General features: G+C 73.8%; 21 protein-coding genes. 5 read left to right on the forward strand and 16 right to left on the reverse strand.

All coding sequences use genetic code 11. The annotated features are described in order from the left end of the window. Positions 1 to 24: 24 nt before the first annotated feature. From O7606_RS16315 to O7606_RS16345, 7 genes are all read right to left on the reverse strand, one after another. Positions 25 to 492, reverse strand: a complete 468-nt coding sequence (locus tag O7606_RS16315) for a DUF4442 domain-containing protein (protein ID WP_281594888.1) — start codon at positions 490 to 492, stop codon at positions 25 to 27. A 525-nt stretch (positions 493 to 1,017) separates the two neighbouring features. After that, positions 1,018 to 2,322, reverse strand: coding sequence for an ABC transporter ATP-binding protein (locus O7606_RS16320; protein ID WP_281594889.1), 1,305 nt, complete (start codon positions 2,320 to 2,322; stop codon positions 1,018 to 1,020). Between the two features lie 150 nt (positions 2,323 to 2,472). Beyond that, positions 2,473 to 4,674 (reverse strand): bifunctional glycosyltransferase family 2 protein/CDP-glycerol:glycerophosphate glycerophosphotransferase, encoded by a 2,202-nt coding sequence (locus tag O7606_RS16325; RefSeq protein ID WP_281594890.1) that lies wholly within the window; start codon positions 4,672 to 4,674, stop codon positions 2,473 to 2,475. A gap of 39 nt (positions 4,675 to 4,713) precedes the next feature. Then, on the reverse strand, positions 4,714 to 6,630 hold the full coding sequence (locus O7606_RS16330) for a DUF5941 domain-containing protein (protein WP_281599707.1): 1,917 nt from the start codon (positions 6,628 to 6,630) through the stop codon (positions 4,714 to 4,716). A gap of 59 nt (positions 6,631 to 6,689) precedes the next feature. Further along, entirely contained in the window at positions 6,690 to 7,424 is a 735-nt protein-coding gene (locus tag O7606_RS16335; protein WP_281599709.1) for an ABC transporter ATP-binding protein, read from the reverse strand. Between the two features lie 12 nt (positions 7,425 to 7,436). Then, on the reverse strand, positions 7,437 to 8,264 hold the full coding sequence (locus tag O7606_RS16340) for an ABC transporter permease (RefSeq protein ID WP_281594891.1): 828 nt from the start codon (positions 8,262 to 8,264) through the stop codon (positions 7,437 to 7,439). A gap of 65 nt (positions 8,265 to 8,329) precedes the next feature. Beyond that, positions 8,330 to 9,700 (reverse strand): L-serine ammonia-lyase, encoded by a 1,371-nt coding sequence (locus O7606_RS16345; RefSeq protein WP_281594892.1) that lies wholly within the window; start codon positions 9,698 to 9,700, stop codon positions 8,330 to 8,332. Between the two features lie 302 nt (positions 9,701 to 10,002). Between O7606_RS16345 and O7606_RS16350 the strand changes: the two genes are divergently transcribed. Then, complete coding sequence (locus O7606_RS16350) at positions 10,003 to 10,209, forward strand: PspC domain-containing protein (RefSeq protein WP_281594893.1); 207 nt, start codon at positions 10,003 to 10,005, stop codon at positions 10,207 to 10,209. A gap of 60 nt (positions 10,210 to 10,269) precedes the next feature. On the opposite strand, the gene O7606_RS16355 is transcribed toward O7606_RS16350, so the two are convergent. From O7606_RS16355 to pdxH, 7 genes are all read right to left on the reverse strand, one after another. Further along, positions 10,270 to 11,082: a DUF4230 domain-containing protein gene (locus O7606_RS16355; RefSeq protein WP_281594894.1), complete on the reverse strand. Its 813-nt coding sequence runs from the start codon at positions 11,080 to 11,082 to the stop codon at positions 10,270 to 10,272. A 215-nt stretch (positions 11,083 to 11,297) separates the two neighbouring features. After that, complete coding sequence (locus O7606_RS16360; RefSeq protein WP_281599711.1) at positions 11,298 to 12,458, reverse strand: acyl-CoA dehydrogenase family protein; 1,161 nt, start codon at positions 12,456 to 12,458, stop codon at positions 11,298 to 11,300. 2 nt (positions 12,459 to 12,460) lie between these two features. Then, positions 12,461 to 12,757 carry a type II toxin-antitoxin system VapB family antitoxin gene (locus tag O7606_RS16365; RefSeq protein ID WP_281594895.1) on the reverse strand — a complete coding sequence of 99 codons (297 nt, stop codon included), beginning with the start codon at positions 12,755 to 12,757 and terminating at the stop codon, positions 12,461 to 12,463. Between the two features lie 152 nt (positions 12,758 to 12,909). Further along, positions 12,910 to 13,530, reverse strand: a complete 621-nt coding sequence (locus tag O7606_RS16370; RefSeq protein WP_281594896.1) for a nitroreductase family protein — start codon at positions 13,528 to 13,530, stop codon at positions 12,910 to 12,912. Between the two features lie 11 nt (positions 13,531 to 13,541). Further along, complete coding sequence (locus O7606_RS16375) at positions 13,542 to 14,474, reverse strand: aldose 1-epimerase family protein (protein WP_281594897.1); 933 nt, start codon at positions 14,472 to 14,474, stop codon at positions 13,542 to 13,544. A 44-nt stretch (positions 14,475 to 14,518) separates the two neighbouring features. Next, positions 14,519 to 15,832 carry an MFS transporter gene (locus O7606_RS16380; RefSeq protein WP_281594898.1) on the reverse strand — a complete coding sequence of 438 codons (1,314 nt, stop codon included), beginning with the start codon at positions 15,830 to 15,832 and terminating at the stop codon, positions 14,519 to 14,521. Further along, entirely contained in the window at positions 15,829 to 16,488 is a 660-nt protein-coding gene (pdxH, locus tag O7606_RS16385) for a pyridoxamine 5'-phosphate oxidase (RefSeq protein WP_281594899.1), read from the reverse strand. The genes O7606_RS16380 and pdxH overlap by 4 nt, the downstream gene beginning before the upstream one ends. A gap of 250 nt (positions 16,489 to 16,738) precedes the next feature. Between pdxH and O7606_RS16390 the strand changes: the two genes are divergently transcribed. The 4 genes from O7606_RS16390 to O7606_RS16405 all read left to right on the forward strand — a co-directional run bounded on the left by O7606_RS16390 (position 16,739) and on the right by O7606_RS16405 (position 21,461). After that, positions 16,739 to 17,845, forward strand: coding sequence for a citrate synthase 2 (locus O7606_RS16390; protein WP_281594900.1), 1,107 nt, complete (start codon positions 16,739 to 16,741; stop codon positions 17,843 to 17,845). A 176-nt stretch (positions 17,846 to 18,021) separates the two neighbouring features. After that, positions 18,022 to 19,149, forward strand: coding sequence for a phosphoserine transaminase (serC, locus tag O7606_RS16395; protein WP_281594901.1), 1,128 nt, complete (start codon positions 18,022 to 18,024; stop codon positions 19,147 to 19,149). 185 nt (positions 19,150 to 19,334) lie between these two features. Beyond that, positions 19,335 to 20,420: a septation protein SepH gene (sepH, locus tag O7606_RS16400; protein ID WP_281594902.1), complete on the forward strand. Its 1,086-nt coding sequence runs from the start codon at positions 19,335 to 19,337 to the stop codon at positions 20,418 to 20,420. 54 nt (positions 20,421 to 20,474) lie between these two features. Next, complete coding sequence (locus O7606_RS16405; protein ID WP_281594903.1) at positions 20,475 to 21,461, forward strand: aldo/keto reductase; 987 nt, start codon at positions 20,475 to 20,477, stop codon at positions 21,459 to 21,461. 298 nt (positions 21,462 to 21,759) lie between these two features. Here the strand turns inward: O7606_RS16405 and thpR are convergent, their stop codons facing one another. Continuing rightward, positions 21,760 to 22,323 (reverse strand): RNA 2',3'-cyclic phosphodiesterase, encoded by a 564-nt coding sequence (gene thpR, locus O7606_RS16410; RefSeq protein ID WP_281594904.1) that lies wholly within the window; start codon positions 22,321 to 22,323, stop codon positions 21,760 to 21,762. Positions 22,324 to 22,337: 14 nt separating this feature from the next. Then, the gene (locus O7606_RS16415; RefSeq protein ID WP_281594905.1) at positions 22,338 to 22,904 is read right to left on the reverse strand and encodes a hypothetical protein; all 567 of its coding nucleotides are present in this window, start codon (positions 22,902 to 22,904) and stop codon (positions 22,338 to 22,340) included. Positions 22,905 to 22,998 lie beyond the last annotated feature (94 nt).

Below are 22,998 nucleotides of genomic sequence, written 5' to 3' on the forward strand. Positions count from 1 at the left end.
GGGCAAACGCGATTCGTGCGCCGGTCAGCCGTGCGGGCGCAACGTCCAGCGCACGGTCATGGTGGCGGTGACGACGCCGTCGGCGGTGGCGATCTCGACGGCCACCGGGAACTCCGGACGCCGCCCGGACTCCAGCTCGGCGGCCACCTCGGCGGGTGGGCGGCCGAGGCGGGCGGTGGCGGTCACCGGGCCCATCGCCAGCTTGCGGTAGCCGATCTCGGCGTGCACGGCCAGCGGCGTCGCCCGGTCGAGCAGGTGCCCGAAGACGGCCAGCACCACCGCGCCGGAGGCGCTCTCCCCCAGGGTGAACATCGCGCCGGCGTGCGGGCCGCCGACATGGTTGTGGGTCGCCGGGGTGTCGGGCAGCCGGAGCGCCGCGCGGACCCCGCCGTCGTCTTCCGGCGCGACCTCGACGACCTCGAGATCGAGCGTACGGGCGAACGGAACCGCCGCGAGCAGACCGGCGGCCACCTGGCGCGTGTCGATGGACATGCCCACACGTTACTAGCCGGTAACCAACGGAACAACCGACGCGACGTTGAACAATCGGCCCCGCCGGTCAACCGGCAACTGGCCGACCAAGGGGCCACCGAAGGAATCCGTCGCTATCAGTAATCGCCTGCATCCCGACAGCCCTGTTCACCACGAGTGATCCTGACGGGACCTCCCGGTGAGTCTTTTTCTTCCTTTGCTCTGCACCCGCATCCGCGACACCCCCTATCCACCAGGCTCTTCGCGGTTGCCTGCCCTTCGACTCGGTCGGTCGCCCCTTACGCCGGGTCTCCGTCGCGCCGATGGGTGCAGAGCAAAGCCTCCGGAGGGCAGTGCTTCACCTAGCCCTGGAACTACTCACCGCGACAATCCGGCGGAGCAGGCCGCGCCGCGCCGGGGACACGTCGTCGGGCATGACGGCGGGTCACCACGACGGCGGGTCACCACGACGGCGGGTCACCACGACGGCGGGTCACCACGACGGCGGAGGACAGCCGGTCCGGGCCCGCTCAGCGCACGGCCCGCTCAGCGCCAGCCCACGTCGATCCGGTCACCGCGCTCGTCGAAGAAGTGCACGGCGTCCATCCGTACCGAGACGGCCAGCGGCTGGCCTGCGGTGACCGCCGGATACGGGGCCAGCCGGACCGCCAGCTCCGCCGGCCGGCGGTGGTGCCGGCCCGGATCGCCGAGCACGCTCGTCCGACCGTCGTCGCGGGCCTCCGGCTCCGTCGGCTCAGTCGACCGGCCGGTGAGTCGCTGCACCACCTGCCCGAGGCCGCGGCGCAGGCCACGCCCGACCGAACCGGACTCGCCGGCCTTGCCGCCCAGCTCGTCCACCACCACGGCGGTCGCGCCGACGTCCAGGAAGGCCAGCGACTCGTGGCCGTGGTGCTCCAGGTACCGGATCCGGCCCTGGAGGATGTCGCCCGGCGCGTCCGGGGCGACCGGGGTGAGCGCCTCGGCCCGCATCCCGACCACGATCCGCTCGCCGTGGTAGTGGGCGACCGTCCGGCTGCGGATGTCGTCCCACGGCAGGTAGAGCGACTGCTCACCGAGGTTCAGCGCGACATAGCGGTCGAGGTGGACGTAGACCGACGCCTCCAGCAGGTTCATCCGGGGGCTGCCCAGGAACGCGGCGACGTAGAGGGTGGCCGGACGTCCGTACACCTGGGTGGGGGTGCCGACGTCCTGGAGCACGCCCTTGCGCATGATCGCGACCCGGTCGGCCATGGTCAGCGCCTCGGCCTGGTCGTGCGTCACGTAGATGGTGGTGACGCCCAGCTCCCGGGTCAGCGCGGAGATCTCCGCGCGCAGCTCGGCGCGGAGCCCGCTGTCCAGGTTCGACAACGGCTCGTCCATCAGGAAGAGGCCGGGTCGCCGGACGATGGCCCGGCCCATCGCGACCCGCTGCCGCTGGCCACCGGAGAGCTGGCTCGGCCGGCGGCCCAGCACGTCCCCGATGCCCAGCGCGCTGGCCACCCCGGCCACCCGCTCGTCGCGCGGCGGCTGCTCCACCCCGGCCAGCTTCAGCGGGAACGCGATGTTGTCGCCGACGGTCATGTGCGGGTAGAGCGCGAAGTCCTGGAAGACCATGGCGATCCGGCGGTCCCGTGGCGGCAGGTCGTTGGCGAACTCGCCGTCGAGCATCACCGCGCCGCTGGTCGGGTCCTCCAGACCGGCGACCATCCGCAGCACGGTCGACTTCCCGCAGCCGGACGGCCCGAGCAGGACCATGAACTCGCCGTCGTTGACGTCGAGGTTGATGTTGTCAACCGCGAGCGTTCCGTCCGGGAACACCTTGGAGACATCCTTCAACGCGACGGTGGACACCGCACCTCCCCGTACCTCGCCGGGCGACAACGCAAATGACTGTGGCCAGCATCATCGGCCGGGGACATCGGGTAAACGTGCCATGTTCTGCTCGTAACAGGCCTATTAAATGCCCCCGATTCCGCAGCGTTCGAGCGCGCTCACCTACGGTCACTTCGACTGGTCGAGGAAGACCCGGCGGACCACCCGCTCGGCGGCGTGGCCGTCCTCCCAGAGGCAGAACCGGGCCCGGAACCGCTGCCGGTCCCGCTCGGCGTCGGCCGAGGTCACCGCCCCCGAGACGAACACGTCCAGCAGGTCGGCGAAGGTGACCGCCACCGGCCCCGGCGGCTGCGCGGTGACGTCGAAGTACACCCCCCGGGTCAACCGGTACGCCGCCCAGTCCGGCACGTACAGCACGATCGGCCGGTCCAGCACGGCGTAGTCGAACATCGCCGACGAGTAGTCGGTCACCAGGACGTCGGCGGCCAGGTAGAGGTCCTCGACCGGGGCGTGGTCGCTGACGTCGACGACCCGTGGGTCCCCGACCGGCCAACCGGTTCCGTCCGGCTCCCGGTCGTGCAGGTAGTGGCTGCGCACCAGCAGCCGCCCGGTCGGGCCGAGCACGTCGAGCAGCCGCCCCGGGTCGAACGGGGGCCGGTAGCCGGGCAGGTGCTCGCGGTGGGTGGGGGCGTAGAGCACCACCCGCGCGCCGGGGGCGACGCCCAGCGCGGCCCGCACCTCGGCGACCTCCCCGGCGGTGGCGGTCACCAGCCGGTCGTTGCGCGGATAACCGACCTCCAGGGTGGTGTACGAGGCCGGATACGCCCGCTCCCACATCTGGGTGGAGAAGCTGTTCGCCGAGACGCTGTAGTCCCACCTGTCGATCCGGCGCAGCAGCCTGGCGAAGTCCATGCCCGGCGCGCCGGCCGGGTACCGCTGCTGGTCCAGCCCCATCACCTTGACCGGCGTGCCGTGGTGCGTCTGCAGGTGCACGCTGCCGGGGCGTTTGCGCACGTAGTCCGGGAAGTTGACGTTGTTGACCAGCCAGCGGGCCCGGGCCAGCGCCCGGAAGTACGCCCGGGTGCCGGCCACCACGTACTCCACGCCGGGCGGCAGGGCGTCCACCCGGTCCCGACGGACCACCCAGATCCCGCGTACGTGCGGGGCCAGTCGGCGGGCCGCGGCGTGGATCGCAGCCGGGTTGCAGGCGTACCCCCGGTACCAGTACGCGGCGTACACGGCCAACGTCGGGTCGACCGGCCGACGCAGCTCCGCCTGGTAGAAGGCGCGTAGCGCGGCGGCGCGGCCCAGCCCGGCCGTACCCCGCAGTGCCAGGCCGCCCCGCCGGCCCGCCTGCCGCAGCGCCGTACGGGCGGTCGTGCCGGCCTGGCGGGCGGCGCGCAACGCGCTGAACGCCCGCCACCGGCCGGCCGCCACCAGCCGGTGTTTGAGCCCCTCGGCCCCGCCCGGCGTACGGTGGCCCTCCGCTGGCCGCCACCGGGCGTGGTCGGCGGTGATCCGGTCGAAGAACGCCGCCCGCAGCTCCGGGGCGATCCGCTGCCCGTTGCCGAGCACCGCCAGGTAGTGCCAGATCATCCGCTCGAACAGCACCGGGCGCAGCTCCCGCCCCCCGACGGTGTCGCCGTGCGCGGTGAGGAACCGGAACACCCGGTCCCACTGGTCGAACACGTCGAAGTGCCGGTCGGCGGTGGTGCGGGTGATCGCCCCGGCCCGCCGCTGCCGGTAGTTGACGCAGACCAGGTCCAGCAGGCCGATCCGCTCGGCGGCCAGCAGCGCCGGGTAGGTGAACGACACGTCCTCGTACCAGCCGGGGGCGAAGCGTAGCCCCAGGTCGAGCAGGAACTCCCGGCGGATGAGCTTGTTCCAGGCGGTGTGCAGCAGCCCGACCACCTCCGGCCGGTCCCGCAGCCGGAAGGTCTCCGCCCCGACCGGTTCCGGGAAGATGTCCCGCCACGCGCTACGGGTGGCGGTATGGTCCCAGCGCACCCGTACGTGGTCGACCAGCAGCACGTCGGGGCGGGTGGCGCGCAGCCGCCGGGCGATCACCGGCAGGCGGTCCGGGACGAGCCAGTCGTCGCCGTCGACGAACCAGACGTACTCGCCGGTGGCCCGGTCCAGCCCGACGTTGCGGGCCGGACCGAGGCCGACGTTGCCGGTCAGCCGGACCACCCGGACCCGGGGGTCCCGGCCGGCGTACCCGGTGAGGATCTCCGAGCTGGCGTCCGGGGAGCAGTCGTCGACGGCGATCACCTCGACGTCGTCGAACGCCTGCCCGAGCAACGAGTCCAGGCATTCACGCAGGTAGCCCTGCACCCGGTGGACCGGTACGACGAAGCTGATCAGCGTCATCCGCCGGCCCCCACGGTCACCCGGGCGAGCGTCGCCGCCCTACCGCGCCGCGCCGGCCGGCCGGACCACCCAGGTGGCGATCACTCTCCACACAAAAACCACAAAAAGGTACGCGGTCAGTGTAGCCATTCCGAGCCACGCGAACCCGGCGATCAGCGCCACGGTCAACAGGGCCGACCGCCCCTCCCAGCCGAGCGTCAGGTCCCGCCACGGCGGGGCGGCCTGCCGCTTCTCCAGCCGCGCCACCAGGTCGTAGTGCAGCAGGGTGAGCCCGAACAGGTACCCGAAGACCAGCGGCGGCGGCACGTCCCCGGCCACCCCGACGGCGACCGCGAAGACGTACTCGGCGGCCCGCAGCGCGGCCGGCACCAGCCAGTCCAGCGCCCCCTCGGCCCGGCCCCGGGCGGCCAGCCCGGCGGCGAGCAGCCCCAGCAGGGCCGGCGCGGCCGCCCAGCGTGCCCCGTCCCAGCCGGCCAGCGCCGCCCCGAGCAGCGCGAACGCGGCCAGGGCGGCCAACGCCGCGAGCGGCAACTGCGCCGGCAGCCGCCCGCCGAGCCGACGCAGCAGCGGGCCGTCGTCGCGGTGCAGGCCGGCGTCGACCGTGCCGAGCGCCGGCACCCGCAGGAACCGGGCCCGCAGGGTACGCAGCGCGCCGGTGTACGCGAACGCCAACCCGCCCCAGACCAGCACCGCCACCAGGCTGACCAGCGGGTCGAACAGCGCGGCGGTGAGCGCGATCAGCGCCCAGCGTTCCCCGATCGGGAACACCACGGTCCGCTTCAGCCAGTACGACACCGAGCCGGTGTCCGCCTGCACCCGGTTCGACGCGGCGTTCAGCCTGTCGCCGAGGCCGCCGCCGGGGGTGGCGGCCTTCGGGCGGCGGGCCGCCTCGTCGTGCAGCACCCCGTACCAGGCGTCGGTGTGGTGCCGGACGGTCTGCAGGACCATCGCGGCGATCGCCAGCGCCCAGCCGTCGCCCAGCCCGGCGTGCGCCACCCCGAACCCGAGGCCGGCGTATACCAGGTACTCCTTGGCCCGGTCGGCCATGGTGTCCAGCCAGCCGCCCCACGGGCTGAACTCGCGGGTGTAGCGGGCCAGTTGCCCGTCCACGCAGTCCAGCACGAAGCCCAGGTAGAGCAGCACGCCGCCGGTCACCAGCGACCACCGCTCGGCGACGCCGAACAGCACCGCCGCGACCGCCGCGAACAACACCGAGATCATGGTGACGCCGGTCGGCGTCAACCCGAGCCGGGCACACGCCTTCGTCACGTACGGCGACCAGGTGGAGACGAAGTACGTGGTGAAGAAGTCGTCCCGTTCCTTCACCGCCAACCGCAGCGCGGCGGCGTCCTCGTCCACCCCGGCCAGTTCTGCGCGGGCGGCGGCCAGCCCGGTCGGGTCGACGACCCGACGCGCGACGAGCAGGCGTACCCGGTGGGCGAAGGTGAGCGTCCCCCCGGCGGTGAGCTCGGCGACCACCCGGTCCACCCCCGCCCCGCCCGACGGGGTGACACCGCCCGGCCCGTCCGCCGTGACGGCGGGGCCGGGGCGGGCCGGCGTGACGGAGGGGGTCCGGGCGGCGGCCCGGGCGGCGGCGGCGAGCGCGGGCACGTCGGCGGCGGCGACCCGCAGCGCGCCGCCGAAGCCGCCGGTGGCCCCGGGCAGCGTGTCGGCGGGGCCGGCGGCGACCACCTGGCCACGGTCCTCCCGCACGGCGGCGTGCCCGGGGGCCGGCGGGTCGGCCAGCACCAGCGCGACCGTGCCGGCGGCCGGGTGGGTGGCCAGGTGCCGCAGCACGGTGGCGTGCGCCACCAGGTCCGGCCCGGACAGCAGCACCGGCCCGGTCGCCTGCCCGGCCAGCGTGGCCAGTTCGGACAGGTCGGCGGCGACCCGCACGTCGGCCGCGCCGGCGGCCCGCCACTGGTCGGTCAGGTGGGTGACGGCGTCGTCGGGCAGCGGCGTGGCCGGGTCACCGGCGGCGAGCACGACCGCCAGCGCCCCGGATGCGGGCGAGCTCACCGGGCGACCGACCGGTGGTATGCGGCGAGCGCCTCGTCGAGGGTCCCGTCGACGGTCAACCGGCCGCCGTCGAGGTAGAGACCCCGACGGCAGAACCGGGTCAGGTCCTTCTCGTTGTGTGACACCAGCACCAAGGTGCGCCCCTCCGCGAGCAGTCGGTCGATCGTGGCGTAGCACTTCGCGCGGAACTCCGCGTCCCCGACCGCCGTCACCTCGTCCATCAGCAGGACCGGGTGCGGCAGCCGGGAGATGATCGCGAAGCCGAGCCGGATCTTCATCCCGGAGGAGTAGTGCCGTACCGGGGTGTCGACGGCCCGCTCGACCTGCTCGCCAGCGAAGGAGATGATGTCATCGAAGTGTCGTCTGAGGTAAACCCGGGACAACCCGTGCAGGCCACCGACGAGGTGCAGGTTCTCCCGGCCGGTCAGGTCGCCCGCGAATCCGGCGCTGAGCTCCAGCAGCGGGGCCACGTCGCCGCGCACCCGGACCCGTCCCTCGTCGGGGATCAGCACCCCGGCGATCAGCCGCAGCAGGGTGCTCTTGCCGCTGCCGTTGCGGCCGATCACGCCCACCCGTTCCCCGGCGGCGACGGTGAACGACACGTCCCGCAGCGGCCAGAACCGGCCGCTCGCCGCCCGCCGGTCCCGCCGGTGGATGACCAGCTCCCGCAGGCGGAGCTGCCGCCGCCGGTTACGGACGAAGCGGATGCCCAGCCCGTCGGCCTCGATCATCGGCGGCACGGCTCACAGCTCCTTGAGCACCGCGGGTTCGAGCCGGCGGAACGCCGTCCAGCCGACGACGAGCACCAGCAGGCTGCCGGCGACCGCGGTGAGCAGCAGCCGGGGGCCCGGGAACTCGTCCGGGTACCAGGCGGCGTGGTGCAACTGCACGATCCCGACCAGCGGGTTCAGCTCGTAGCCGACCTTCACCCAGCCGGGCAGCCCGGAGTCCCGCACCAGGCTCAACGGGTAGATGATCGGCGTGGCGTAGAACAGCACCCGGACGACCAGCCGCAGCACCCGTTCGATGTCCCGCATGAGCACGTTCAGCGCGGAGAGCAGCAGCGCCACCCCGACCAGCAGGACGCCCTGGGTCAGCACGGCCAACGGCAGGGCCAGCAACGACAGGCCGGGGTGGATCCGGCCGCGCGCCGCGTACAGCGCCGCGACGCCGAGCAGGATCGGCAGGCCGGCGAGGTACTCGGCGAAGCGGCCGGTCACCCGGCCGACGGGGAAGATCTGCCGGGGCACGTTCAGCACGGTGATCAGCCGGGCCTGGCCGGTCAGCGCGTTGGTCGCCTCGGTGATCGCCGAGGCGGCCCACTGCCAGGCGAAGATCCCCGCCACCAGGAACAGCGGGTACGACCCGGCCGCCTCGCCCAGGTGCCGGCCGGTGTCGCGGGCGTAGAGCACGCCGAACACGAAGTAGTAGATCGCGCCCATGCCCAGCGGCTCGATCAGCGACCACAGGTAGCCGAGCGCCGACTGCTGGTACTTCACCGCCAGGTCGCGGCGGACCAGGATGCGCAGGGAGTTGCGGTGTGACCACAGGGCCGCGACACCTGTAGCCACCGTCGCCTCCCGCCCCGGCGCGGCCCCGCCGACCGGCCGTTACGCGGGCGCCCGGTCGGCCGGGCTCAGCACTCGATCACGTTGACCGCGAGCCCCCCGCGTGCCGTCTCCTTGTACTTGACCTTCATGTCGGCGCCGGTCTCCCGCATCGTCTTGATCACCTTGTCCAGGGAGACCGCGTGCACGCCGTCGCCGCGCAGCGCGAGCCGGGCAGCAGTGATCGCCTTGATGCTAGCCACCGCGTTCCGTTCGATGCAGGGGATCTGCACCAGACCCCCGACCGGGTCACAGGTCAGGCCCAGGTTGTGCTCCATGCCGATCTCGGCGGCGTTCTCCACCTGCGCGGGCGTCCCGCCCAGCGCCTCGGCCAGCCCGGCCGCCGCCATCGAGCAGGCCGACCCGACCTCGCCCTGGCAGCCGACCTCCGCCCCGGAGATCGACGCGTTCTCCTTGAACAGCACGCCGATCGCGCCGGCCGCCAGCAGGAACCGCACCACGCCCGCCTCGTCGGCGTCCGGCACGAACCGGGTGTAGTAGTGCAGCACCGCCGGGACGATGCCGGCGGCCCCGTTGGTGGGGGCGGTGACCACCCGACCGCCGGCCGCGTTCTCCTCGTTCACCGCGAGCGCGAACAGCGTCACCCAGTCCATCACCCGCAGCGGGTCGGCGCTGCCGGCGTCCGCTTCCAGGCCGCGCCGCAGCTCGGCCGCGCGCCGCCGGACCTTCAGCCCGCCCGGCAGCACGCCGTCGCGCTCGCAGCCGCGCGCCACGCACTCCCGCATCGCCCGCCAGATCTCCAGCAGCCCGGCCCGGACCTCCGCCCCGGTACGCCAGGAGCGCTCGTTGGCGAGCATGACCTCGCTGATCGACAGGCCGGTGGACGTGGTGACCGCGAGCAGCTCCGCTCCGGTGGAGAACGGATGGCGTACCTCGGTGGTGTCCGGCCGGATCCGGTCCGCCCCGGCCGCCGCCTCGTCCACCACGAACCCGCCGCCCACCGAGTAGTAGGTGCGGGCGCGCAGCTCCCCGCCGTCCGCGCCGTACGCGGTGAAGGTCATCCCGTTCGGGTGGTACGGCAGCGACCGTCGCCGGTGCAGCACGAGGTCGTCGTCCGGGTCGAAGTCGATGCCGTGCACGTCGAGCAGGGCCAGCCGGCGGTCGGCGCGGATCCGGGCCACCCGGTCGGCGGCGGTGTCCGTGTCGACGGTCTCGGGGGCCTCGCCGAGCAGGCCGAGCAGCACCGCCCGGTCGCTGCCGTGCCCGTGCCCGGTCGCGCCGAGCGACCCGAACAGCTCGGCCCGGACCCGGGTGACGTCGGCGAGCAGCCCGTCGGCCTTGAGCCCGCCGACGAAGGTCCGCGCGGCCCGCATCGGTCCGACGGTGTGCGAGCTGGACGGCCCGACGCCCACGCTGAAGAGGTCGAAAACGCTGATCATGTCCGCACTTCCTCGCCCGCCGCCCGGGGTGTCGGGCGGAGTCGTCCCTGACCCCGCCCCGGGTGGGGGCGCGGCAACCGAGGCGAGCCTACCCGGGGCTGACCAGGGGGTTCCCCGGCCGGCGGACGGGCACACCAGCGACGCCGGCCGCTGTCGTCACGCGTCGCCGGGCGCCGCCCGGGGTAAGCACCTACGGGTACGCCGGTCGTCGATCCGCCTCAGGGCCGAGGGCGAGGTGGCAGGCGGTTCCTACCGTGGATTACCGAGGCGGCAAAGCGCCGCAGAAGTGGGAGTACACGACGATGAGTCGCAAACTGGTCCGGCCCCGTCAGGGGCGCATGCTCGCCGGTGTCTGCGCCGGTCTCGCGCAGCGGTTCGGCAGGTCTGCCGGTTTCGTCCGACTGCTGTTCCTGCTGTCCCTGCTGCTGCCCGGCACCCAGGTGATCGTCTACCTGGTGCTCTGGGTCCTGATGCCCAACGAGGACCGCTACGCCGCCCCCCGCTACTGACCGTCCGCCCGTGCGCCGACGCCCGCCGGCGGACACGTCCGCCGGCGGGCGTCGGGCAGGTCAGGGGCTCGTGTAGGTGACGGTCACCGTCTCGTAGCCCAGCGAGCGGAGCAGCCCCTCCAGCATCTTGCGGGTGTTCGCCTGGGCCCGGTCACCGAGGCCGCTGTCCCGCGCGGCGGCGGTGATCTTCTCCTCGGCCAGCCGGTAGACCTCGCGCTGCCGGTTCGGGTCGTCGGCGAAGACGTCACCGAGCCGGTTTAGCAGGCCGCGCCGCTCGGCGAAGACGTAGCTGGACTCCAGGTCCAGGTTGGTCTCGCCGAGCTGCGGCGCGGGCAGCTTCACCTCGACGGACTTCTTGTCGGCCGAGGTGACCACCGCCCCCTCGGAGATCTTCGAGAAGTCCACGTACGCCTCGACGCTGCCCGCCCCGACGAACAGCGTGCGCTCGTTGAGCAGGAAGTCCGGCACGTACCGGCGGTCGGTCTGGAGGTCGACGACCACCTGGAAGTTGCCCTCGGCGGCCACGTACCGGCTGAGATCCTGGATGGACTTCAGCAGCGGCGGCCCGCTGCGGTCGGTCTGCTCCTCGGCGAACGGGTTGCGCCAGCTCGGCCAGAGCCCGGCCACCTGGGTGCCGAGCAGCACCACCACGGCCAGCGCGGCGGCCCCGAGCACCAGCAGCAACCCGCGCGCCGCCCCGCCGCCACGCGCGCCGCCGACGGGCCGGTCGACGGGCCGGTCGACGGGCCGGTCGACGGGCCGGTCGTCAGGCCCGGCGCCGGTCGGCGGGGGTGGCGGACCGGGCGGGGTGGCCCCGGCCGGAAGCTCCGGGTACTCCCGCGTGGGTTGGTCGACGTTGCCGTTTCCAGACATCGCCCTCACCGTCCTCGATCCTGACGTCTGCCTGTGAATGACGGTACGTCCCCGGTCCGACACCCGCCCGTCGAGCAACGCCCCCGGCCCGTGATCGACGTGCGAAATCCCCGAAAACGGGGCGTCCCGCCCGGCTGACCACCCCGTTTCACGAAAACGGCGGCGCGGGCCGGCGGCGCGGGCCGGCGGCGCGGCGCGGGGGCGCGGCGGTGGGGTCAGGAGAAGGCGGAGAGGCCGGTGAGCTTCTGGCCGATCACGAGCTGGTGGATCTCCGAGGTGCCCTCGTAGGTCAGCACGCTCTCCAGGTTGTCGCCGTGCCGCATGACCGGGTACTCGCCGGAGACGCCGTTCGCGCCGAGGATCGTCCGGCACTGGCGGGCGATCGCCAGGGCCTCCCGCACGTTGTTCAGCTTGCCCACGCTGACCTGCTCCGGACGCAGCCGCCCCGCGTCCGCCAGCCGGCCCAGGTGCAGGGCCAGCAGGTAGCCCTTCTGCCACTCCACCGCCATGTCGGCGAGCTTGGCCTGGGTGAGCTGGAAACCGGCGAGCGGCCGACCGAACTGGGTGCGGGTGGCCGCGTACGTGAGGGTGGTCTCCAGGCAGTCGCGGGCCGCGCCCAGCGCGCCCCAGACGATGCCGTGCCGGGCCTCGGTCAGGCAGCTCAGCGGGGCCTTCAACCCGGCCGCACCGGGCAGCAGCGCGTCCGCCGGGAGCCGGACCTCGTCCAGCGTGATCTCCCCGGTGACGGACGCGCGCAGCGACATCTTGCGCCGGATCTCCCGCACCGACACCCCCGGCGTGTCCAGCGGTACGGCGAACCCGCGCACCCCGTCGTCGGCGCGCGCCCAGATCACTCCGACGTCGGCGACCGGCGCGTTGGTGATCCACGTCTTGCCGCCGTGCAGGATCCAGTCGCCGCCGTCGCGGCGGGCCCGGGTGGCCATCGACGCGGGGTCGGAGCCGTGGTCCGGCTCGGTCAGCCCGAAGCAGCCGATCAGCTCGCCGGTGGCCATGCCGGGCAGCCAGCGCTGCTTCTGCTCCTCGCTGCCGTACCGCCGGATCGCGTACATGGCCAGCGAGCCCTGCACCGAGACCAGCGAGCGCGCCCCCGAGTCACCGGCCTCCAGCTCCAGGCAGGCCAGCCCGTACGCGACGGCGGACGAGCCGGCGCAGCCGTACCCGGTCAGGTGCATGCCGAGCAGGCCGAGTCGGCCGAACTCCCGGGCCAGCTCGCGGACGGGCGCCGCGCCGCGCTCGTACCAGTCGGCGACGTACGGGCGGACCCGCTCGTCGACCACCCGGCGCACGACGGCGCGGATCTGCCGTTCCTCCTCGTCGAGCGTGGAGTCCAGGTCGAGCAGGTCGATGGTGGGCACGGTCATTCGCCGAACACGAAGACCCGGGCGTGGATCTGGTTACGCTGCTGGAGCGCGGCGCGCAGCGCCCGGTGCAGCCCGTCCTCCAGGTAGAGGCCGCCGCTCCACTGCACCACGTGCGGGAAGAGGTCACCGTAGAAGGTGGAGTCCTCGGCGAGGAGCTTGTCCAGCGCCAACTCCCGTTTGGTGGTGATGAGCTGGTCGAGACGGAGCGGGCGCGGCGGGATCTCGGCCCACTGCTTGAGCGTCAGGTTGTGCTCCGGGTAGGGACGCCCGTCCCGGACCGCTCTGAAGATCACGACGGCACCACGCTCCCCTCCCCAGCGCCGAGCCGGCAGGTGCCCGCCAGCCGAAGGGCCGTGGCGTGACACCGCGACCCGGCGGCATTCGATGACCTTGCCAGCCTAGCTGCCCCCGTCACTTCGCATTTTGCTCCCTCTTGTCAGTTTCGCTACTCGGGGCGCAGCGGCCTGCCCCACCGCCCCCGGTGCGCGACCTCGGCCACCGGACGACGACCCCGCCGCAGTGACGGTGACCGGTGGTCGGGCGCCCGGTAGCCGACGGTGAGCGCGCCGACCGGGACGAATCCGGCCGGCACGTCGAACGCCGTCCGGTACGCCGCCGTCCGCTCCGGCGGAATGCCGAAGAAGCACGCCCCCAGCTCCTCGTCGACGGCGGTGAGCAGCATCAGCAGCGCCGCGAACCCGGCGTCGACGTGCCAGTACGGCACCGGCCAGCGCTCCTCGTCCCGGTCCGTCCAGCCCTTGTCCGGCTCGGCGTACCGGTCCAGGTAGGCGCTGCGGTCGGCGTGCGGCACCACGATCAGCGGCGCCCGGCGCATGCCCTCCAGCCAGCGGCTCCGGCCGCCGCGTTCCGGGGTGGCCGCCGCCCAGAACCGGTCCCGGTCGGCCGGCTCGTCCAGCACCAGGAACCCCCAGCCCTGGGCGAAGCCGGCCGACGGCGCGCGGACCGCGTGGTCGAGCAGCCGGTCCACCACGTCGGGCGGGACGGGACGGTCCGGGTCGTAGTTGCGCACCATCCGGCGTCGCCGGACCACGTCCCTGAACTCCATGCCGCCTCCGCTCAGGCCCCCGGCCGGATACCCCAGACGCCCCGCCAGGTCTCCCCCGGGGCCAGCGTGATCAGGTCCCGGCCGGACCGGAAGGCGTCCGGCGGGCAGGTCATCGGCTCGACCGCCACCGACCGGCGGTGCCGCTCGCCGGTGAGCGCGTCCCCGGTGAAGACCTGCCACCAGCCGAACTGCGGGTCCGCCCAGAGCCGGACCGACGCCGAGTCGTCCGGCGCGGCCAGGGTGACCGCCGAGCCGCCGCCGGCGTCGTCCCGGATCACGTCGCCCCAGGTGTTGTCGAGCACCGCGTCGCCGATCGGGCGCGGCTCCGTCCAGTCGTACTTGGTGCCGGCGACCCGGGTCGCGCCCATCGGCAGCAGCCGGGCGTCCACCACCAGCCGGGTCCGCCCCGGCACCCGCATCACCAGGTCGTCCACGGCCACCCCGGGCAGTTGCAGGTACGGGTGCACGGAGAAGCCGAACGGGGCCGGCTCGGCGGAGCGGTTGACGACCTCGTGGTCGGCGCGCAGGCCGTCCGGTCCGACGCTCCACCGGGTCCGCAACCCCAACGCCCACGGGTACGCCGGGTGCGGCGGCAGGTCGTACCCGACGACCACCGCGTCGTCGGTCTGCTCGACGAGCCGCCACGGCACCCAGTTGACCAGGCCGTGCAGGGCGACGTGCCGGGCCGGCTCGGTCAGCGGCAGGGCGAACGACCGGCCGCCGAAGGAGTACTCGCCGTCGCGGATGCGGTTGGGCCAGGGGGCGAGCACCTGGCCGGTGCCGCCGGGGCAGATCTCGTCGGCGGCGTAGCCGTCGAGGTAGTCGACGCCGTCGTGCCGGTACGCCCGCAGCCCGCCTCCCACCTCGACGACGACGGCCTCGTGACCGGCGGCGGAAATACTCCACTGTGCACCCGAGGGTGGGCGCGGCTCGGTGCTCTGCATGTCGGCGACCCTAGTGCCTCCACCCCGGGTCGCGCCGGGCCGCCTCACGAACCGTCCTCCGGGCGGGACGCCGGCCGGCGGTAGCGGGCCAGGGCGGGGAAGGCCGCCGTGAGCAGCAACGCCAGCGCCGCCGCGGCGAGGCCGCCGCCCACCCAGGCGACCCCGCTGCCCAGCCCGGCGGCCATCGCGCCGGCCCGCAGGTCGCCCAGGCGCGGCCCACCGGCCACCACCACGGTGTTCACCCCCTGGAGTCGGCCGCGCATCCGGTCCGGGGCGTACACCAGCAGAATCGACTGCCGCAGCACCGAACTGACCAGGTCGGCCGCGCCGGCCACGGCGAGCAGCCCGACGGCCAGCCAGAGGTGCCCGGCGAGCCCGGCCAGGGCGACCGCCACCCCCCAGCCCACCACCGCGGCGACCAGCGCCAGCCCCTGCCGCTGGAGCCGGCCGATCCAGCCGGAGGTCAGCCCGCCGAGCAGCGAGCCGACCGCGATCGCGCTGAACAGCAGGCCGACCGCCGCGCCGCCGCCGAAGCGTTCCTCGGCGACCTCCGGGAAGAGCGCCCGGGGCATGGCGAGGATCATCGCGATCAGGTCGATGGCGAAGGAGAGCAGCAGCACCGGGGTGGTGGCCAGGTAGCGGAACCCGTCGACCACGCTGGCCAGACCCCGCCGGCGGGGGGCGCCGTCCGGGTCCGGCTCGGGCGGCAGCGCCGGCAGGCCCCGCGCCGCCCAGATCAGCGCGGTGACCAGGACGGCGTCCGCCGCGTACGCGATCGGCAGGCCGGTGTCGGTGCCCCAGATCCCGAAGATCACCCCGGCGACGGTCGGCCCGGCCACGGTGGCGGCGGTGCTGGTGGTGAAGTTGAGCGTGCTGGCCGCGGGCACCAGGTCCAGCGGGACCAGCCGGGGCAGCATGGCGCCCCGGGCCGGCGCGGTGATCGCGAACGCGACCGACTGCACCGCGACCAGGGCCAGCAGCAGCGCCGGGCTGCGCGCGCCGAGCAGCGCCTGCGCCAGCAGACCCAGGGTGGCCGCCCAGAGCAGCAGCGACCCGGCCAGCAGCACCGAGCGGCGGTCCCGGGCGTCCGCGATCACCCCGCCCCACAGCCCGAAGACCAGCAGCGGAAGGAACGCGGCCACCCCGATCAGGCCGACCCAGAACGAGTCGCGGGTCAGCGCGTACATCTCGACCGGCACGGCCACGGCGGTGAACTGGAAGCCGAACATCGCCACGCTGTTGCCGGTCCAGAGCCGCCGGTACGCCGGCACCCGCAGCGGTCGCAGGTCGATCGCCCAGCGACGGTCGGCGGCCGGGCCGCGCGGGGCGCGCGACCCGGCCGGGGCCGGTCTGGTCACGGGGCGAGCCGCTCGACGACCCAGCCGTCGGCGTCGGTACGGCGGAACCGGAACCGGTCGTGCAGCCGGCTCGCCCGGCCCTGCCAGAACTCGACGGTGTCGGGGAGCACCCGCAGCCCGCCCCAGTGCGGCGGGGCGGGAATCGGGTCGATGTCGGCGAAGCGGTCCACCATCGCCTGCCGGCTCGCCTCCAGCGTCGCCCGGTCGGGGATGACCTGGGACTGCGGGCTGGCCCACGCGCCGAGTTGGGAGCCGCGCGGCCGGCTGGCGAAGTACGCCTCGGTCTCGGCCCGGTCCACCCGGGTCACCCGTCCGGTGACGGTGACCTGACGGTGCATGGCGAACCATGGGAAGACCAGGCTGGCGTACGGGTTGGCGGCCAGTTCGACGCCCTTGCGCGAGGTGTGGTTGGTGAAGAAGACGAAACCCTCCGGGTCGTACGCCTTGAGCAGCACGGTCCGGCCGCTCGGTCGGCCGGCGGCGTCGGCGGTGCCGACCACCATCGCGTTCGGCTCGGGCAGGCCGTGTGTCACGGCGGCGGTGAACCAGCGGTCGAACTGGGTGTGCCAGTCGGCTGCCAGATCGGCGGGGGAAAGCCCTTTCTCCTCGGCGTACTCGGTACGCAGGCGAGCCGGGACCACTGTGTCTCCCGTCACGTTCTCCTCCTCGTTGCCGGCCGATACCGTGTCGTACCGCGCTGACCAGCGACTTCTGCACAGTGTCACGACGATGTTGCCGACGATCGCCTGCCGGGATGTCGTCTGTAGCACAGTGGTTGCGGGTCGCAAACCTCGTTACCCACCAGGCAAGATGTTCCGAACACATCCCTGAGGGTCGCCTAAGGCGCTCGGCCGGCCGGCCGGATAGAGCCCCGGGCGGGCGCACCGAGCAGATCCAGGAGACGACATGGCCGATTTCAAACCCGGGCTCGAAGGTGTCGTGGCGTTCGAGACCAAGATCGCCGAACCCGACCGTGAGGGCGGGGCGCTGCGCTACCGCGGGGTCGACATCGAGGACCTCATCGGTCAGGTCTCCTTCGGCAACGTCTGGGCGCTGCTGGTCGACGGGCGGTTCGGCCCGGGCCTGCCGCCGGCCGAGCCGTTCCCGGTGCCGGTGCACTCCGGTGACATCCGGGTGGACGTGCAGTCCGCGGTGGCGATGCTCGCCCCGTACTGGGGGCTCAGCCAGTTGCTCGACATCTCCGACGAGCAGGCCCGCGAGGACCTCGCCCGGGTCTCGGTCACCGCGCTCTCCTTCGTCGCCCAGTCGGCCCGGGGGCTCGGCCTGCCGGCCGTACCGCAGAAGGAGATCGACAAGGCGTCCACGGTCGTCGAGCGGTTCATGAAGCGCTGGCGCGGTGAGCCCGACCCGCGGCACGTCAAGGCCGTCGACGCGTACTTCATCTCGGCCGCCGAGCACGGCATGAACGCCTCCACCTTCACCGCCCGGATCGTCGCCTCCACCGGCGCCGACGCCGCGGCCTGCATCTCCTCCGGCATCGGCGCGCTCTCCGGGCCGCTGCACGGTGGCGCCCCGTCACGGGTGCTCAGCATGCTGGAGGCCGTCGAGCGCAGCGGCGACGCCGAGGGGTACGTCAAGGGCGTGCTGGACCGGGGCGAGCGGCTGATGGGCTTCGGCCACCGGGTCTACCGCGCCGAGGACCCGCGCGCCCGGGTGCTCCGCCGGACGGCCCGTGAGCTGGGCGCGCCCCGCTTCGAGGTGGCCGAGGCGCTGGAGAAGGCCGCGCTGGCCGAGCTCCAGGCCCGTCGCCCGGACCGCGTCCTCGCCACCAACGTCGAGTTCTGGTCGGCCGTGGTGCTGGACTTCGCCGAGGTGCCGGCGCACATGTTCACCTCGATGTTCACCTGCGCCCGGATGGGCGGCTGGAGCGCGCACATCCTGGAGCAGAAGCGGCTCAACCGGTTGGTCCGCCCGTCCGCCCGCTACGTCGGGGAGGGCCCGCGCAAGCCGCAGGACGTCGAGGGCTGGAACGCCGTACCGCACGAGGTCTGAGCCCGGGGCCGGTCGTCGCATGGTGGGGCGCGGATGTGGTCAGCGCCTCACCATGCGGTGAGTGGCCGACGGGGTGCCACGCGGGCGTGGATGGGAGGATGGGGGCCTCGGCAGCGCCGCCGGCGTACCGCACCACCACCCGGTCAAGTGGCCCACAGTAAGGAAGCCTGATCACCGTGGCTGATGTTTCGACCATCCGGATTCCCGACGAGATCAAGCCCGCCGACGGCCGGTTCGGCTGTGGGCCGTCCAAGGTCCGTCCCGCGGCCGTCTCCGCGCTCGCCGACGTCGCGACCAGCTACCTCGGCACCTCGCACCGGCAGAAGACGGTCCGGGACCAGGTCGCCCGGCTGCGCCGGGGCCTCGCGGAGTTCTTCTCCCTCCCCGAGGGCTACGAGGTCGTGATCGGCAACGGGGGCACCACCGCGTTCTGGGAGGTCGCCGCCTTCGGTCTGGTCCGTGACCGGGCCCAGTTCGCCAGCTTCGGCGAGTTCGGGGCGAAGTTCGCCAAGTCGGTCAGGGACGCGCCGTTCCTCGGCGAGCCCACCGTGCGCAAGGCCGACCCGGGCAGCGCCCCGTCGCTGGTCGCCGAGGCCGGGGTGGACGTCTACGCCACCCCGCACAACGAGACCTCCACCGGCGTGGCGGTGCCGATCCGCCGGGTCGCCGACGCCGACCCGGGCTCGCTGCTGCTCGTCGACGCCACCTCCGGCGCGGGCGGCCTGGAGGTCAACGTCGGCGACACCGACGTCTACTACTTCGCCCCGCAGAAGTGCTTCGGCTCCGACGGCGGGCTGTGGATCGCGCTGATGTCGCCGGCCGCCCTGGAGCGGGCCACCGAGATCAAGGCGTCGGGCCGGTACGTCCCGGCCTTCCTCGACCTGGTCACCGCGATCGACAACTCGCGGCTGGAGCAGACCTACAACACCCCGGCGCTGGCCACCATCTTCCTGGCCGCCGAGCAGACCGACTGGATGAACAGCCAGGGCGGGCTGGCCTGGGCGACCAAGCGCACGGCCGAGAGCGCCGGCGCCGTGTACGGCTGGGCCGAGCGTTCCGCCGTGGCCACCCCGTTCGTCACCGACCCGGCGCTGCGCTCCAACGTGGTCGCCACGATCGACTTCGCCGACGGGGTGGACGCCTCGGCGATCGCCAAGGTGTTGCGGGCCAACGGCGTGGTCGACACCGAGCCGTACCGCAAGCTCGGCCGCAACCAGCTCCGGGTGGCGCTGTTCCCGGCCGTGGAGCCGGCCGACGTGGAGGCGCTGACCGCCTCGATCGACTACGTCGTCGAGCGGCTCTGACCGTTATGGTGGGAGGGGCGTCGCCGTCCGGCGGCGTCCCCTCGACTGTGATCCTTGACCTGCTCAACCGCAACTTGCGGGCGTGGCTCCTCCCACCGGGAGCCCGATGGGCGTACCGTGTTGACCAGACGCCCGGGCGGCCGACCCGTGGCGTGCGGCCAGCGAAGCGGGACGGAGGCAACGCAATGCGCCCAGTACGCTTCGTCGCCCTCTCCGAGGACGGCCAGGCCCTGGTGCTCGCCGACGAGGTCGGGCGGCTGCTCGCCCTGCCGATCGACGAGCGCATCGCCACCGTGCTCCACACGGAGCCCGGCGCGCCTCCGCCGTTGGCCGTGGCCACCGAGCGTCCGCCGGACCCGATCCCCTCGCTCTCCCCGCGGGACATCCAGGCCAAGATCCGTTCCGGTGAGTCCGCCGAGGACGTCGCCCGGATCGCCGGTGTCCCGGTCGACCGGGTGCTGCGCTACGCCGGCCCGGTGCTCCAGGAGCGGGCCATGCTCGCCCAGCACGCCCGGCGCACCCGGCTGAAGGGCGCCGAGAAGCCGACCCCGCTGGCCGAGGTGGTCAACGGCCGGCTGGCCCAGCACGGCATCGACACCGAGAAGATCTCCTGGGACGCGTACCGGCGCGACGACGGCACCTGGCGGATCATCGCCACCTGGCCGTCCGGCAAGGCCACCGCCCAGGCGGTCTGGGATCTCGACAAGACCCGGCAGAACGTCGCCCCGCACGACGACATGGCGCAGTACCTCTGCGCCGAGCGGCCCACCCCGATCCTCGGCCAGGAGCCCGCGCCGGAGCGGGGCGGCCACGCGCTGCCCGGCCCGTCCCGCGGCGAGCCCGGTCGGGGCGGCCACGGCCTGCCCACTCCCGCCGAGCGGGCCCGGCCCGGTCGGGACCCGATCCGCGCCGGGCGGGACGCCCTGCTCGCCTCCCTGGACCGGCCGCTCGGCTCGACGTCCGGCCGGGGTCTGGAGCCACGCAACCCGGCCGCCGCCCTCGGCGACGGGGAGACCCCCCGGCAGCGGGCGGTCAGCGGTGGCGCGGCGGCCCTGCTCGGTGGCGGCCAGGGGTCGGCGTTCGACGACGACTCCGACGCGCCGAAGGAAGTGCCGGCCGTTCCCTCGTTGGCGGTGCTGCGGCCCCGCCGCACCAGCACGGCGCCCGCCGCCGAGGCCGCCACCGACCCCGCGGGCAAGCCCCGCAAGCGGCTGCCGAGCTGGGACGACGTCCTCTTCGGCTCCGGCCCCGCGGCCCGCGAGTCCTCCTGACCCCTGCCCCCGCCCGGCCGGCGGGCAGATCCGGGTCGTGGCAGGGTGAGTGGCATGGAGTACACCAACCTCGGCCGGACCGGCCTCTCGGTCAGCCGGCTCTGCCTCGGCACCATGAACTTCGGCCCGCAGACCAACGAGCCGGACAGCTACGCGATCATGGACCGGGCGCTGGAGCACGGCCTGAACTTCTTCGACACCGCCAACGTGTACGGCTGGCAGACCGGCGAGGGCGTCACCGAGCAGATCATCGGCCGGTGGCTCGCCCAGGGCGGCGGGCGGCGGGAGAAGGTCGTACTGGCCACGAAGGTCTACGGCAAGATGAGCGACTGGCCGAACGACCAGGGGCTTTCCGCCCGACACATCGTCCGGGCCTGTGAGGACTCGCTGCGTCGGCTCCAGACGGACACCATCGACCTGTACCAGATGCACCACATCTCCCGGAGCACCCCGTGGGAGGAGATCTGGCAGGCGATGGAGACGCTGGTCGCCCAGGGCAAGGTGCTCTACGTCGGCTCGTCCAACTTCGCCGGCTGGCACCTGGCCGTCGCGCAGGAGGCCGCCGGTCGGCGCAACTTCCTCGGCTTGGTCTCCGAGCAGTGCATCTACAACCTGATGACCCGGTACGCCGAGCTTGAGGTGCTCCCGGCCGCCCAGCACCTCGGCCTGGGCGTCATCCCCTGGTCGCCGCTGCACGGCGGGCTGCTCGCCGGGGTGCTGCGCAAGATGGCCTCCGGCGGCGCGGTACGCGGCACGGCCGGCCGGGCGGGCGACGCGCTCGACGAGCACCGGGCCACCATCGAGGCGTACGAGAAGCTCTGCGCCGAGCTCGGTCACGACCCGGCCGACGTGGCCCTGGGCTGGCTGCTCGCCCAGCCGGGGGTGACCGCGCCGATCATCGGCCCACGCACCGTGGAGCAGCTCGACAGTTCCCTCGGGGCGCTGGCCGTACGCCTCGACGAGGCCACCACCGAGCGCCTCGACGAGCTGTTCCCGCCGGTGGGCAGCGGTGGACCGGCCCCGGAGGCGTGGGCCTGGTGACCGCCGGGCCCGGTCAGGAGGCGGACCCGGCCAGCCGGTCACCCCGGCGGACCACTGCTGCCGGGCCCGCCTCCCCGGCCCTCCTGTAGGTGGTTCCCCTCGACGCCTGTCGAGCTGCCCCGTCTGCGCGGGCAGAGCCCACCGGACCCTCGCCTGTCGCTGCCCCACACCCGGGGCAGCTCGACAGGTTCTCTCGCCCTGCCCCCCTCCGCCGCGCCGACCGACCCGCTCGCCCCCACCGGATCCGGGGCCCGCCTGCGGGCGGCACGGTCAGAGACGCGCGTAGCGGCCGGCGCGGTCAGAGCGGCCAGGTGGCGAGGCGCTCGTACCGCCGTGCCGGCCCGAGGTGGCTGCGGACCAGCGCCAACTCGGTCGCCGGCCAGACCGGGCCCAGGTAGCCGTCCAGGGTGAGCCGGTCCGGTTCGACGTCGATCCGGTCCCCGGGGCGGGCGATGGTCAGATGTGGACGGAAGGGACGCTCGTCGTACGGGAGCCCGGCGTCCCGCAGCAGCTCACGGAGTTGACCGGCGAGCGTGTGCAGCGGCTCGACCTCGCCGAGCACGTCCACCCAGAGCACCGTGGCGCGGCCCCGCCCGAACCGCCCGCCCCGACCGAGCCGCAGTCGCGGTGGCGCCGGGCCCCGGCAGCGGCACGCCGCCAGCCCGACGGCGTTCCGTACGGCCGGCAGCCGGTCGGCCGGCACCTCACCGAGGAAGGCGAGCGTGACGTGCGCGTTCGCCGGGTCGGCCAGCCGGACGTTGACGCCCGCCGCGGCGGCGGCTCCGATCCGTAGTCGGGCGATCTGGGCGGCGAGGTCGGCCACCGCCTCCGGGGGCGGGTCGACGGCCACGAAGAGCCGCACGGCGGGCCCGCTGCTCAGTGGTGCCGTTGCCGGTGCTCGGCGACGGCGGCGGGCAGGGGCAGCCCGGCGGCGTGCAGCTCACCTTCGACCCGGACCCGCTCGATCTCACGGTCGACGCCGTCGAGGTCGGCCAGGTGCTCCGGGACACCCAGGTAGCGGCAGGCCAGCCGGAGACGGTCGTCGTACGCCTCGATCAGCAGCAGTGGCCAGACGATCGGGCGACCGCCGCGCCCTACCCGGTACGCGCGGAGCCGCCGCAGGTCCGCGGCGATCTCCTCCAGCGGTCGCCGACCGTCCCGGTCGAACTCGGTGAGGTCGATACCGCGGACGATCGAGTCGGCTCCGACGGCCCGGTCGAGCCGGGCGATGGTCCGGCGTCGACGGCGGCGCTCCCGCCAACCGGCGACCGCCGGCCCGACGCGCCCGCCGTCACCCTCGCGCCTGACGTCGTCCTCGCGCCTACCGTAGTCCTCGCGCCTGACGTCCTCTTTGCGCCGCCGGCGAGACCGGACGATGGCCGCCACGAAGCACAGCATGACGACAGCCGCCAATGCCACCAGCAGCCCGCCCCCGTTTTCCACGTATCGACGCTAATCCCCGCCGGCCCGCCGTGCCAGCCGAATGTCGGTATCCGGGCGTCACCTGCCGGTAGGGGCGTCCTGTTCGGCAATCTGC

It is taken from the genome of Micromonospora sp. WMMD882 (assembly GCF_027497255.1).
Taxonomy (GTDB): domain Bacteria; phylum Actinomycetota; class Actinomycetes; order Mycobacteriales; family Micromonosporaceae; genus Micromonospora.

Bases quoted from the DNA above. Each gene is read 5' to 3' on its own strand.
- O7606_RS16315 (WP_281594888.1), bottom strand. From the start codon at position 492: ATGTCCATCGACACGCGCCAGGTGGCCGCCGGTCTGCTCGCGGCGGTT.
- O7606_RS16325 (WP_281594890.1), bottom strand. From the start codon at position 4,674: ATGACGCTGATCAGCTTCGTCGTACCGGTCCACCGGGTGCAGGGCTAC.
- O7606_RS16335 (WP_281599709.1), bottom strand. From the start codon at position 7,424: ATGATCGAGGCCGACGGGCTGGGCATCCGCTTCGTCCGTAACCGGCGG.
- O7606_RS16345 (WP_281594892.1), bottom strand. From the start codon at position 9,700: ATGATCAGCGTTTTCGACCTCTTCAGCGTGGGCGTCGGGCCGTCCAGC.
- O7606_RS16350 (WP_281594893.1), top strand. From the start codon at position 10,003: ATGAGTCGCAAACTGGTCCGGCCCCGTCAGGGGCGCATGCTCGCCGGT.
- O7606_RS16355 (WP_281594894.1), bottom strand. From the start codon at position 11,082: ATGTCTGGAAACGGCAACGTCGACCAACCCACGCGGGAGTACCCGGAG.
- O7606_RS16370 (WP_281594896.1), bottom strand. From the start codon at position 13,530: ATGGAGTTCAGGGACGTGGTCCGGCGACGCCGGATGGTGCGCAACTAC.
- O7606_RS16375 (WP_281594897.1), bottom strand. From the start codon at position 14,474: ATGCAGAGCACCGAGCCGCGCCCACCCTCGGGTGCACAGTGGAGTATT.
- O7606_RS16390 (WP_281594900.1), top strand. From the start codon at position 16,739: ATGGCCGATTTCAAACCCGGGCTCGAAGGTGTCGTGGCGTTCGAGACC.
- sepH (WP_281594902.1), top strand. From the start codon at position 19,335: ATGCGCCCAGTACGCTTCGTCGCCCTCTCCGAGGACGGCCAGGCCCTG.
- O7606_RS16405 (WP_281594903.1), top strand. From the start codon at position 20,475: ATGGAGTACACCAACCTCGGCCGGACCGGCCTCTCGGTCAGCCGGCTC.